Origin of the sequence: Megamonas hypermegale (assembly GCF_900187035.1) — a bacterium.
GTDB lineage: Bacteria > Bacillota > Negativicutes > Selenomonadales > Selenomonadaceae > Megamonas > Megamonas hypermegale.
Genome location: NZ_LT906446.1, coordinates 2,143,114 through 2,156,416, shown reverse-complemented (window position 1 = coordinate 2,156,416; position 13,303 = coordinate 2,143,114). Strand labels below are relative to the sequence as shown.

The 13,303-nt window shown below is 31.4% G+C and carries 10 protein-coding genes; 2 read left to right on the top strand and 8 right to left on the bottom strand.

Annotated elements, in window-relative coordinates; all coding sequences use genetic code 11:
- Nucleotides 1-40 precede the first annotated feature (40 nt).
- From CKV65_RS10390 to xylB, 4 genes are read right to left on the bottom strand one after another with little or no spacing between them, the layout of a single operon-like run.
- Nucleotides 41-1,654 (bottom strand): glycoside hydrolase family 43 protein, encoded by a 1,614-nt coding sequence (locus tag CKV65_RS10390; protein ID WP_027890313.1) that lies wholly within the window; start codon nucleotides 1,652-1,654, stop codon nucleotides 41-43.
- Nucleotides 1,655-1,667: 13 nt separating this feature from the next.
- On the bottom strand, nucleotides 1,668-2,252 hold the full coding sequence (locus CKV65_RS10385; RefSeq protein WP_027890312.1) for a cytidylate kinase-like family protein: 585 nt from the start codon (nucleotides 2,250-2,252) through the stop codon (nucleotides 1,668-1,670).
- Between the two features lie 31 nt (nucleotides 2,253-2,283).
- A complete protein-coding gene (locus tag CKV65_RS10380; RefSeq protein ID WP_027890311.1) occupies nucleotides 2,284-3,621 on the bottom strand; it encodes an MFS transporter in 1,338 nt (445 codons plus the stop codon).
- Between the two features lie 28 nt (nucleotides 3,622-3,649).
- Nucleotides 3,650-5,173, bottom strand: coding sequence for a xylulokinase (gene xylB / locus CKV65_RS10375; protein WP_027890310.1), 1,524 nt, complete (start codon nucleotides 5,171-5,173; stop codon nucleotides 3,650-3,652).
- 412 nt (nucleotides 5,174-5,585) lie between these two features.
- Between xylB and CKV65_RS10370 the strand changes: the two genes are divergently transcribed.
- Together CKV65_RS10370 and CKV65_RS10365 are read left to right on the top strand one after the other, a co-directional pair.
- Nucleotides 5,586-7,073: an L-fucose/L-arabinose isomerase family protein gene (locus CKV65_RS10370; protein ID WP_027890309.1), complete on the top strand. Its 1,488-nt coding sequence runs from the start codon at nucleotides 5,586-5,588 to the stop codon at nucleotides 7,071-7,073.
- Between the two features lie 101 nt (nucleotides 7,074-7,174).
- Nucleotides 7,175-7,747: a cytidylate kinase-like family protein gene (locus CKV65_RS10365; RefSeq protein ID WP_027890308.1), complete on the top strand. Its 573-nt coding sequence runs from the start codon at nucleotides 7,175-7,177 to the stop codon at nucleotides 7,745-7,747.
- Nucleotides 7,748-7,835: 88 nt separating this feature from the next.
- Here the strand turns inward: CKV65_RS10365 and CKV65_RS10360 are convergent, their stop codons facing one another.
- The 4 genes from CKV65_RS10360 to CKV65_RS10345 all read right to left on the bottom strand — a co-directional run bounded on the left by CKV65_RS10360 (nucleotide 7,836) and on the right by CKV65_RS10345 (nucleotide 13,291).
- Nucleotides 7,836-9,620 (bottom strand): TIGR03986 family type III CRISPR-associated RAMP protein, encoded by a 1,785-nt coding sequence (locus CKV65_RS10360; RefSeq protein WP_027890307.1) that lies wholly within the window; start codon nucleotides 9,618-9,620, stop codon nucleotides 7,836-7,838.
- Nucleotides 9,621-9,714: 94 nt separating this feature from the next.
- A complete protein-coding gene (csx19, locus tag CKV65_RS10355) occupies nucleotides 9,715-10,290 on the bottom strand; it encodes a type III-D CRISPR-associated protein Csx19 (protein WP_051177625.1) in 576 nt (191 codons plus the stop codon).
- Nucleotides 10,280-11,710, bottom strand: coding sequence for an RAMP superfamily CRISPR-associated protein (locus CKV65_RS10350; RefSeq protein WP_027890306.1), 1,431 nt, complete (start codon nucleotides 11,708-11,710; stop codon nucleotides 10,280-10,282). The genes csx19 and CKV65_RS10350 overlap by 11 nt, the downstream gene beginning before the upstream one ends.
- A gap of 27 nt (nucleotides 11,711-11,737) precedes the next feature.
- Nucleotides 11,738-13,291 carry an RAMP superfamily CRISPR-associated protein gene (locus CKV65_RS10345; RefSeq protein ID WP_027890305.1) on the bottom strand — a complete coding sequence of 518 codons (1,554 nt, stop codon included), beginning with the start codon at nucleotides 13,289-13,291 and terminating at the stop codon, nucleotides 11,738-11,740.
- Between the last annotated feature and the right edge of the window lie 12 nt (nucleotides 13,292-13,303).

Genomic DNA, 13,303 nt, shown 5'->3' with positions numbered 1-13,303 from the left:
TAGCTGATACAAAAAGTATCAGCTAATTTTTTATAAATATTTATTCTAACTCTTTATACATAAAATAATCAAAGTCAGCTGGTTTATTTGTTCCGCTTATATCTACGCAGTTTATACCTACAAATGCTCCTGTAAAGAAACCGCCGCCGCGGATATAATCATCGGATAATTTATAACTGTCAAATACAACCGGTATTTTAGTAAAGTTTTCTCCATCAAAGGAATATAAGTAATAATATTTATTGTATCTTACTTCAACTTTAAAATGAACTGTTTTTATATTTTCAGGAATAACAATTTCATTGCCTTCCAGCGGCATAGTGAATACACCGTTATCCGCACAAATAATATCAATAACTTTACCGACATTTTCTTTCCATGTAATATGCACATTTGTCCAATTTTCCGTATTATAATAGCATACCATACCTGCCATCTGTTGGAAAGTTTCTGGTTCAAATTCCACACTTGTTGCCGCATCGAAATTAAATGCCTGCCATCTTCTTGCTACTAATGCCTGTGTAAACACTGATGTCAGTGATTCCTTTCCGTATAAACGCAAAAATCCTTTTCTTGCTTTTAATGTGGCGATATTTTCTGTAAGAGGAATACGTAAGGACTGAAAATTAATATTCAGCGTATCTCCATCAAAATCATCTTTAATTGGACAAGTAGGTTCCCATTTCTGTTCCGGTAAATCAGGTGCCTGAACTTCCGTAAGACCCGCTCTGCCGCCGACAACAACAGGCCATCCGTTCTTCCATTCAACTTTCTGAATAGCCGTTTCACGTCCGAGCGGACAGTATGCATGCTGTTCACGTTCTCTAATCGGCTGATTAGAAAAATCAAGAGGACGACCCGTTAAATGCGCCAGATACCATTCACCATTTTGAGTTTCCACCAGAGAAGCATGACCGCATTTTTGTAATTTGTTTTTCGGTTCCAACCATGCAGATAACAGCGGATAATTAGGGTCAGTTTCATATTCACCGTCAATAGTCTTACACCGTGCCACTGTTTCTGCATGCTGATATGTCGTACCGCCTTCTGCCACAAATAGATAATACATACCGTCTATATGATATAAATGCGGACCTTCTGTATATTTAATATCAGTACCTTTATAAATAATTTTCGGTTTACCGATTAATTTTTTCTGTTCCGGAGAATATTCCTGCAAGCAAATACCGTAAAAATTATGATTATACACTCTGTGGTCCCAATACATATTTACAAGATATTTTCTGCCGTCGCTATCGTGAAACAGTGATGCATCGAAACCGGAGCCATTAAGCTCAACAGGGTCGCTCCACACGCCATCAACCGTATCACATGTAGTAAGATAATTTTTACAATCTTTCCACATACCGTCTACAACTTTTACATCCGTATAAATGAGCCAAAATTTACCATCAGCATACGATAAATCCGGTGCCCAAATACCGCCTGAATTCGGATTGCCCTTCATATCCAAATATTTTACTGCATTTAATGGATGCGCTACTAAATGCCAGTTTACCAAATCCTTAGAATGATGAATTTGTACTCCCGGAAACCATTCAAACGTTGAAGTAGCAATATAATAATCATCACCCGCACGACAAATGCTAGGGTCAGGATTAAAACCTCTCAGTACAGGATTTTTTATCATCATTGTTATTCACTCCTTATTTATTTTTTACATATTCCACAATGACATTTGCAGCTTCATCTAATGTCATCTTGCTGGTATTTATAATCATATCGTGATTTTCAGGGTCTCCCCATTTTTGATTAGTATAATGTTTATAGTAATTCGCACGTTTTTTATCTTCTTCATTTAATTCTTTTAAAGTTTTGCCATCGTACACTTCCAAACCGCGTCTTGTTCTGTAATTATCATCTGCACAGACAAAAAAAGAATAATGATTTGGTAAATCTGCCAAAATAAAATCGGCACAACGACCTAAAATGACACAATCCCCGTCATCGGCCAACTGTCTTATAGCTTTAGCTTCATTAATGAAAACTTCATTATTTAAATCTCCGCTGTGATTGCCAAAGTTAAAAAACGGTATAAATCCTAAAGATAATGGACTGACATTATTTTCCAATTCTCTTAAATTTTCCTCACTTAAATCATTAATACCTATTTGAGCTGCCGCTAAATGTATTATTTGTCTATCATATAATTTTATATTTAATTTTTCAGCCACTTTCTGTGCCAGTTCACGACCCCCACTGCCATATTGACGGCTTATCGTTATAACCATATTAAAACCCCCTTAAATTGTTAAACAACAATCAATTTTCTTTCGCACGACGAATAGCCAATTCTCTTATAACCTGCGGATATACCTTATCAATATTGGCCGTCATCATCAATATTACACCTAAAACACATATTAAAATCGGAATATATACATATATTGCCATTATAGCTGTTATGGCACTTGCACTTTGAATTAAAGCTGAACCATCATAATTACCCATAGCCAGTACAATACCAACAATAGCTCCGCCGACACCGCCGCCGACTTTCATACCGAAGCTGGTTACACTGTAAGTTACGCCTTCAATACGTTTATTCGTTTTCCATTCACCGTAATCAACAACATCCGCTACAAGAGCAAACAAACCCGCATTATGCGGTGCTCTACCGATACCTGCAATAACATTACCCAAAAGAGCACAGTAATAGTTATCCGGGAACAATGCTATAATACCGAAGCCGATAATCATAACAACATAACCGCCAATCATACAATTCCATTTACCGAATTTATTAGCAATAACCTGGAAAAACAGACAAGACAACATAAGTGGAATATTACAGAATAAAGTAATTACACCGAACATATTTTCATCATGAAAAATATATTTTACATAATACATACCGCTGCTGCTATTTACAGCAAACATAATGTAATCCATTACGAAGATTATTGTTAAATAAATGAAATACTTATTTTTTACCAGATAAGATAAGGATTTTAAAAAACCTATATTTTCTTCTTTCGTTGCTACCGGCTGAACACGTTCTTTACAGAAAAAGAATGTTATAAGCAGACAGCACATAGCGATTATACCGTAAATACTGGTAATACCGAACCAGCCTAAAGCTTTAGCAGCCGGAGGAGTTATAAAAGCAAGTGCAATTACCAATAAATTTACCATGAAAAAACGAACTGAACTTAAAGACGTACGTTCCTTCTGACTATCAGTAATAAAAGATAATAAAGCGTTATATGGTAAATTAGCTGCCGTATACACTACAACAGTTAAAAAGAAATACGTACAGAAAGCATAAATGATTTTTCCCGTTTCACCGATATCCGGTACACTGAAAGTTAAAACCAAAGCGATTGCCATAAACGGAGCCATCCATAAAAGCCAAGGACGGGCTTTACCCCATCTTGTTTTTGTTTTATCGATAATAGCCCCCATTACCAAATCACTGATACCGTCAAAAATTCTTGATGCCAGCATAATCCCGCCGACTGCTGCCGCACTAATCATTACACTGTCCGTATAATAAATTGTCATGAACAATGCTAAAACGTTCCATACAAAGTTACAGCCGCAATCGCCTGCACCAAATGCCAATTTTTCGCCAATAGAAATCTTTTGTCCCTTTTCCATTTTAAACTCTCCCTTATAATATATAGACTTATAACTTAGCTAAATCACTGTAACAATCTTTTAATTGTAAATATAATTTTTTATATAAAGCGTGTCCTTTTTCATAATAATCATGTTCTTCTTTTATTGGTCCACAAGATGTTCCTGTTTTAATAAATTCATCACATGCTGAAACTACATCTTTAAAGATACCTGCACCAACGCCTGCTAAAATAGCAACACCAAGTGCTGGGCCTTCTTCTGAGGATAATGTCTTAACTTCACAATTAAACATATCAGCAAGCATTTGACGCCATACTGGGCTTTTTCCGCCACCACCGCAAGCCATCATTTCAGAAACATTTACACCCATACCTTTTAAAATGTCATAACAATCACTAAGTGAATAAGCTACCCCTTCCATGACTGCGCGCATCATATTTTCTTTTGTATGAATAGCAGATAAACCAAAAAATACGCCTCTTGCTTCTGGATTTAAATGTGGGGTGCGTTCACCCATCAAATATGGCAAATACATCAATCTATCACTGCCACATGGAATTTTTTCAACAGCTTCATTCATGAGTACATATGGGTCTTTGCCTAATTCTTCAGCTTTTGCTTTATAGTTATCAGCTATATTGTCGCGGAACCATTTAAGTGATAAACCAGCTGCAAGTGTTACTCCCATTACATGCCAACAACCTGGTACAGCACAGCAAAAAGTATGAACTCTACCTTCTGGGTCAATGCTGAGTTTATCTGTATGCGCAAACACTACGCCACTTGTACCGATTGTTGTAAATGCTTTACCATCTTTAACAATACCTGTGCCAATTGCTGCTGCTGCATTATCTCCAGCACCACCAACTACAACAGTGTCTGTACTCAATCCAGATAATTTAGCAAATTCATCATTTATATGGCCTGTTACTTCTGGTGATTCATAAACCTTTGCCAATAAACTCTTATCTATATCAAGTTTTTCTAAAATTTCATCAGACCATTGACGTTTTGGAATGTCTAAAAGTTGCATTCCACTTGCATCAGATACTTCAGTCGCATACTCTCCAGTCATGCAAAAACGCACATAATCTTTTGGCAACAATATATGTTTACATTTAGCATAATTTTCTGGTTCATTATTGCGTACCCATAAAATTTTAGAAGCAGTAAAACCTGTAAGTGCAGGATTTGCCGTAATTTCAATAAGGCGTTTAGCACCTACTTTTTCCGTGATTTCTTCACATTCTTTAGCCGTACGTTGGTCACACCAAATAATTGATGGACGAATTACTTTATTATCTTTATCTAGCATTACAAGACCGTGCATCTGTCCTGACAAGCCAACACCTTTGATATCTTTTGGATTAATCTTAGATTTTGCAATTACTTCTTGAATAGTATGTAGCGAAGCATTATACCAATCTTCAGGATTTTGTTCTGCCCAACCATTTTGTGGTTGATACATTGGATATTCTTCACTAGCAGAAACAACTGGCTGCATTGTTTCATCGAACAAAACTGTTTTAGTAGCCGATGTTCCAATATCCAAGCCTAATAAATATTTCATATATATAACCGCCTTTCTTTTATCTTTATCAACTTTTATTTTTGTCATTCAATTTTGTGCTCAAGCACATTTATTAATTAAAATATATCATCTTTAAATTTATCCGTCAATACTTATTTTTAATATTTTTCAGTTTTTTTCAAATCAAACAAACTTTTTTATTTCAAATTAAGAACCTTTTATTTTTCAATATATTTAAGATATATTTTTATTTTATATCATAAATATAGATTAGTACTATATATACTAGATTTATACTTTATTCTCTTCATCTTAGATAAATTATTATAAATTTTAAAAAAATTTTATATTGACAAAAGCATTATCCAGTGTTATTCTTTTATTGTGCTTAGGCACAAGATAATAGAAAAAGAAAAAATAAAATGATATATATTATAAAGGAGAATTTCATATGTTTACTAACATTCCTGAAGTTAAATGCGGTATTATTTCCGTAAGTCGTGACTGTTTTATTATTTCTCTTTCCGAAAACCGTAGAAAAGCTATTGTTGATGCATACAGTGCAAAGTATGGTTCTATCTATGAAGCTAAAACAACTGTTGAAAACGAAACTGATATGCTCAAAGCTGTAGAAGAAGTTAAAAATGCTGGTTGCAATGCTTTAGTTGTTTTCTTAGGCAATTTCGGTCCTGAAACTCCAGAAACTTTAATTGCTCAAAAATTTGATGGCCCTGTAATGTATGTAGCTGCTGCTGAAGAAACTGGCAAAGACCTCATCAATGGTCGTGGCGATGCTTATTGCGGTATGCTCAACTGCTCTTATAATTTAGGACTTAGAAAAATCAAAGCATTCATTCCTGAATATCCAGTTGGTACTGCTGATGAAATCGCAGATATGATTAATGAATTCCAGCCAGTAGCACGCGCTTTAATCGGTATTGCAAATCTCAAAATCATCACATTTGGCCCTCGTCCACAAGATTTCTTTGCTTGCAATGCTCCAATTAAACCTCTTTATGATATCGGCGTAGAAATCGAAGAAAACTCTGAACTCGACCTTCTCGTTTCCTATAAAGAACATGCAAATGACCCACGTATTGACGAAGTTGTAAAAGATATGGCTGAAGAAATGGGTTCAGCAAATCCATATCCAGATTTATTAAAACGCATGGCTCAATATGAAATCACTCTTCTCGACTGGGCAGAAAAACACAAAGGTGCTCGCAAATATGTAGCATTTGCTAATAAATGCTGGCCAGCTTTCCCTTCTCAATTCGGTTTTGAACCATGCTATGTAAATAGCCGTCTTGTATCTCGTGGCATTCCAGTTGCTTGTGAAGTAGATATTTATGGCGCACTCAGCGAATATATCGGAACTTGCGTAAGTTGCGATGCTGTTACTTTGCTTGATATCAACAACTCTGTACCAAAAGACCTCTTTGAAGAAGATATCGCTCCAAAATACAGCCAATACACTCTTAAAGATACTTTCATGGGCTTCCATTGCGGTAATACTCCAATGTGCAAACTCGCTAAAGGTGCAATTAAATATCAGCTCATTCAAAATCGTTTGCTTGAAAACGGCAATACTCCTGATATTACACGTGGCACACTTGAAGGCGATATCGCTCCAGGTCAAATTACTTTCTACCGCTTACAAAGCAATGCAGCAGGTCAACTCCGCTCTTATATCGCACAAGGTGAAGTTTTACCAGTTGCAACTCGTTCCTTCGGTGGTATTGGTATCTTTGCAATTCCTGAAATGGGCCGTTTCTATCGCCATGTTCTCATTGAAAAACAATATCCTCATCATGGTGCAGTAGTATTCGGTCATTATGGCAAAGCTTTATTCGATATCTTTAAATTCTTAGGCGTACAAGATGTAGCATTCAATCAGCCAAAAGGCATGTTATATCCTACTGAAAATCCATTCGCTTAATTATATTCTAAAATCCTCTTTAGACTTTATTTATATTGCACAATCTAGCAAATAGAGAGTATCTTAAAAGATACTCTCTATTATTAAAAGGAGAATTCATCATGATTATTACAATAGGTCGTCAATATGGCGCAGGTGGTCGTGAAATAGCTGAAAAATTAGCTAAAAAACTGCAAATTCCACTGTATGATAGAAAACTCGTTGCTTTTATTTCTGCTCACTTAGAAAAAGGCGTTGGACTTGATGAACTTGATTTAACATACGCTAATCTTTATGGCAGTGTATCTCCATATGAAACAATGTTTGCTGATTTAAATGTAGAAGATGATAATTATTTATTTACTCCACAATCCAAAGCTATTCGAGCACTTGCTCAGAAAAACTCTGGCATCTTTATCGGTCGTTGCACTAATTTCATATTAAAAGATTTTGACAACGCTTATCATTTCTTCATTGCAGCAGATGATGAATATCGCCAAGAACGTGGCATAAAAGTTTATCATAAATCATTAAAAGAATTGAAAAAAGAAGACGCTAAACGTGCTTCTTATTACAATTATTACACAAGTCAAAATTGGGGCGACCCAGTAGATTATGATATGGTTATCAATGCAGGCAAATGCGGTATCGATAAAGCTGTAGATGTAATCTGCAATTACATTCAATCAAAATAAATTTATCAACAACTTTTTTCTTAAATATAACTTATCTTATCAAACAAAAACCGAAAGCCATTTTTTAGCTTTCGGTTTTTTATATATATTATTTTTGTGCTATCTCAGCTATTGTTGGTAATGGTATTTTTTTTCTCAATATCTCCTTATCAATATCATTATTTATGTCCATATACGAAATTTTTTTACACCATTTACTATTATCGATATTTTCAATTCCCATTATTATTCTTAAATCATTCATTCTTTTTTGATACAAATCCAACGACTTTTTAGAATGACTCATTAAATATTTGTACATATATTGATTAAATTCTTCTACATATTTTTGTGTATCTTCTATTAAACTATATTCCTTAAATTTTTCACATCCATCAAAAAGCCTTGTATAATATTTATCATCTCTCAAATATAAATCAGCTAAAATTTTTACACTACCTAATCCAACCGATTTTCCCATACCTAATTTATAACAACAATTTTCTTCGCCTAATTTAAATAAATATACCAATGCCCCCAATTCTACTTCATCCAAATTCTCAAAACGTACTCTTCCTTTAAAATGACATCTTTCTCTAAAAGGTTTTTTTATTAAAACTCCATTGTATCTCTTATTTACATCATCTTTTTGTATTCCTTTCCAATCCATTTTTTTATGCCAATACATTTTATACCCTCTAATATTTGTATCACCATTCCAATTTTGCACACTAGTACCATCATCATCTGTATTTAAATAAAATTGATATGCTGCTGGATTAGGACTTTTTACACTCAAATTAAAACCTTTATAAAATATCTCTTTTTTCCCTTCATCTTTTAAATAACAATCATCAACATAAATTCTACTTCCCCAATATTCCTTATTTCCAAAAACAGCATCTGTAAAATCTATTACAGGTATCTTTAATTCCGAAGGAACATGCATATCTACTGTTTTCTTGTAAGGTATCCTATAATATGGACTAGAACCTAAATGACATACTTTTCCATTTTCAATACAATAAAAACATGGATTAATAACTTTATATCTTTTCTTTAGTGCATACTCCAATAACTTTATTCCTCTAGGTACATTAGAGAAGCTATTTCCCTCAAATTTAAATAAATTTTTACTATTTCTATTCTGATCTAATTTATAAAAATTCATAAATCTGTCCGATATAGCTATTCTTTTATCCCATACAGGTTCTGTTATTCTATAAAAATATAATTTATCCTTTTCATCTATATTCCCTGAAAAAACATCTACACAGTCATTTCTCCATATTATACGAGGACTCTTTTCTACTTTTTTTATGTTTGTTGTATTTTTAATTACTTTAAACTTAGCAGGACAAACATATTTTTTTCCCATGAATTCAATCAAAAAACCTGCTTGAGCTCTAGGCCTGTTTTTACCTTGTAAAGACATTTCATTTAGATACTCTTCTGTAAATAAATCATCTTCCGAAATACTTCTCCAAAAAAATAACCTATCACTAAAATTTCCATTCTCATTACATCTCATGGCAGAATTAGTTATTATTCTAAAAATATTTTTTAAACATCCTCTTAAACTACTTCCTGGAATGGCATTATGTATTCCATCTATTAAAGCTCCATTTTCTCCACCAAAATATAAAGGTGTTATATTTTCTATATCTACATCAAAATAACCACTATATTTTGCACTATCTTTTATGAAAGCTTTATAACCTGCTTCATTTAATATTTTTTTATCATTTTTATTCCAATAATTTAATTTGTTATTTTTTAACTGCTCTTTTTCTACATATTCATTTATTTTTGATGGAACAATTACATCATTTAATTGTATAAAATTATATGGTGCTCTAGCTTGTTCTTTTAAATCAGAAATATTTTTTCCCATATAGAAACAACTATTTAAATATAATTTATTATTTTATATTTACAGAATAAATAGCTGCTTTTTCACCTCTCTTAACTTATGATTTCTGTAATCATTATTTTTCAGGTTTTATATCTACGTAACGATAATAACCATATCCAGCTTGACCAGTTTTCTTATTATATTCGATATAACTTCGCGTAGTTAATGCATAATAATCACTTTTTATACTAGAAGGAATTACTTTTCTTATCTTTCTTCCTGCATCATATAATTCTACAAAACCATCTAATAAATTTTCATCTTTATCTAATTTTCCAAATAAAACCGATATACTATCAACAGTTTCTATAAGTTTACTTTCTCCGTTCATTTCATCTTTTATAACTCTTAAATAATATTCCTCTTTATTACTTAAAACCAATATTTCTTCTATTTCATTAAATAGTCTCATTTGTATTAAATATTTAGGAACAACATCACTACCATCATTAAATATAAAATGTTTATCTCTATAATAACCAAATTTCATTTCATTCACATTTTGTATTAATACTTTATAATCATTAACAGCTACTTTTTCTAAAATATCATTTAAAGATATTTTTTTATCATACACATATTCTTTTTTTATTGAATATCTATTTTCATATCGTAGACAATTATCTTTATCAAAAAAACTATTTTCCATAGAATTCACCACACAAAACTTTAACATACCGTTCTAAAACATCTTGAACGTCTTCTTCACAACCATCTTTTTCAATTTTTATCTTATTTCTATTTTTATCATCATCATCATTTACTCTTTCTATTCTAAAGGTATTTCCTTGATATTTTATTAAACAATTATTTCCTTTAAAAGTGCCTCTACCAATAGATTTTCCACCACCAATTGCTAAATTTCCTAGCCATAAATCCTTTAGAATTAATAACATAAGACCAGCTTCAGCCTCAGTACACTTTCTTATTCTCAAGTTAATAGAAATCATTGTTTTAGACTTGTCTATTTGCCAAATAGGTTCATCACCAAACAAATTTCCATAAAAAACTCCTCCTGTAAAGCTATCTATTCTAGTTCGTGGTTGTTTTGCACTGACAAAATTATTCTTTCTAAGATAAATTTCATTTACATATAGTCGACTTCGTAGAAGTTTATTATTGCCATCCTTATCAACTTTCTTTCCATGTCCCATTAAATCATCTATAAACGATATTACTTTCTCTTCATTATAATTCGATAAATATCTCAATATATTAATAGCTCTATTTCGTATAACTCCTTTTATACTAGTACCAGGAATAACATAATCGTCTCCATTTTTCATTTGTACTGCTCTTATTTTTATGCTACTTTTTTTCGTTAAATCTTCTTGAACATTAGTATCTGCTATCATAATAGCACTATTTAACGACAAACCTATCCTCATTGTAAATTCATTAGATATATTTGTTCTAACGTTTTCATATTTTACAGGTTTCTTGTTAATCTTACCATCTAGATAATCTAACCAAGCCCATGAATCTGCCTCATTATTAAAATCAAAAATATAATATGGAGTAGGTTTTTTCTTTGTTTGTATTTTTCCATAACCTTTTGTCGTCAATGCCCCAATGCTCATGCCATTATCCAATATATATGCTATTGTTTTTGCCACTTCGTCAATATCAATATTTTCAAATTTCTTTCGTACAGTAATTTCTATATTTAATAATCCTTCTGCACCTCTATCAATCATTTCAAAATCATATTTAGCTTTGTTCTTACTTACATTGGTGATATCATCAATAGCTACTCCATCTCTATGAATAATTTTTACATTTTCTAATTTTACATCACCAACTCTAATTAAACTTTGACTTTCGCTATTATTTTTCACATTACCAAAAATAACATCTTCTATCTTTTCTCCATAGATATCATATATATAATTTCTCAATACACCTATTATTGAAGTTCCTGGTATAAATGCTTGTCCATGATTATCTTTCAAAATCAACATATCTATGATGCCATCATTTTTTCCAGTAGATATTCGTAACGGTGATTTTACTTTTATAGGAACATTTGGAAAAACTATCTTTTTTATTATTTTTGCTTCATTATCCATTACCATCTCTCCTATAAATTTATACAACTAATTTCTCTTTTTTAAATGTTTTACAAACCATAACCAATATTCTTTAAATAAAATATTCTTATCAATGTCAAAAACATTGTATCCTAAATCATTTTTTAATAATTCTATCTTGTTACCATCTAATTCTAAATATTTTTCCCATTTTATATCATCATATGGCATTTTTAAATCTTTAAATAAAAAATCATACATAGTTATTCCATTTAATCTTATTTTACGTAAATTATCTTTTGCTATCGATTTAAATTCACTTATTTCTTGTTTGATAGTTTCTTCCTTATAATTACTCAAAAGTATTCGTTCTATTCTATTTAAAACATTTTTGCTTTTTAATGGATTTATTTTTTCTGCATCCATTATAGCTTTTTTTCTAACTTCTAATATAATTCTTCTATGAATTATTTCTCTAGCATTTTTTCGAACTTCATCACTTATATTATCTCTACTTATTACTTCAGTCGGATAATCTACTATTTTTATATCATCCATCGATTGCCATATTCTAAATTGACCAAAACCTTCTTCATATCTGCAGCCCAATCCAGAATACAAGATTTCACTTAAGTTTTTTAAAATATCCGTATCCATTTTATCTATAATAAATTCTATTAATGAACCCGCAGAAATGGCAACTTTTCTTTCTCTCATAGACTGCCAAACATTAACATAACCACTAATCTCTTCACAAGTAGATAAAATAGATATATTTTCTTTTTTTATATTTACATTAAATCCAACTTTTTTTAACTGTTTTTCTATATCAGATAAAAGACTACTTACTACTTCATCAACAGATTGCCATTCTTTTATAGGAATATATGGTGTTATTGCTTGTAAATATACATTTTTATTGCTTAAATTATATTTAAAAATATCACAATCTAAACTTTTTCCCATTTTGCAGGAGCATTTACCATACTGTATATTTTTTGAACGACCTATATGAATATTTGTTAAATCAATGCTATCCAAGAAATCTTCAATACAATCAACTACATCATCATCTATTATCATATATCCTTTAAAAAATTGATTAGGTTCTATATATTCATAATTAAAAATTCTTCCATCTTTGTTACTGCCAATAAGACGCAATTTATCACTATTACGCGCCATATGTAATTCAACCTGCGTATTTACATCAACCTTACAAATTTCATTATTATCCTTCAATATAAAACCATTCATTTTTTTATATCCTGGAGTTATTTGTTTATTCAAAGAAATATCTTTTATACTTTTTCCATCTTTACTACATACCAAAGATAATGGTATATTCATCGGCGAAAATCCTTTTTTCAGAAACTTTAAATTTTTTCCTACTGGATAAGCCGATAAAAAACGTACCTTTCCAGATAAAAATATATTAAAAAACTCTTCATCTTCATGTGCATTTATTAAATTTTTATACTTTATAAATTTTCCAGCCAACATTCCTCTAATTATAGAACCTGGAATATATTTTTTTGTAACATATAATGTATTATCATTATTTTTTTCTGCCAAACTTACTGGAGCTAATGTTTCTATAATATACTCTATCTTTTTCACATTTATACCTCC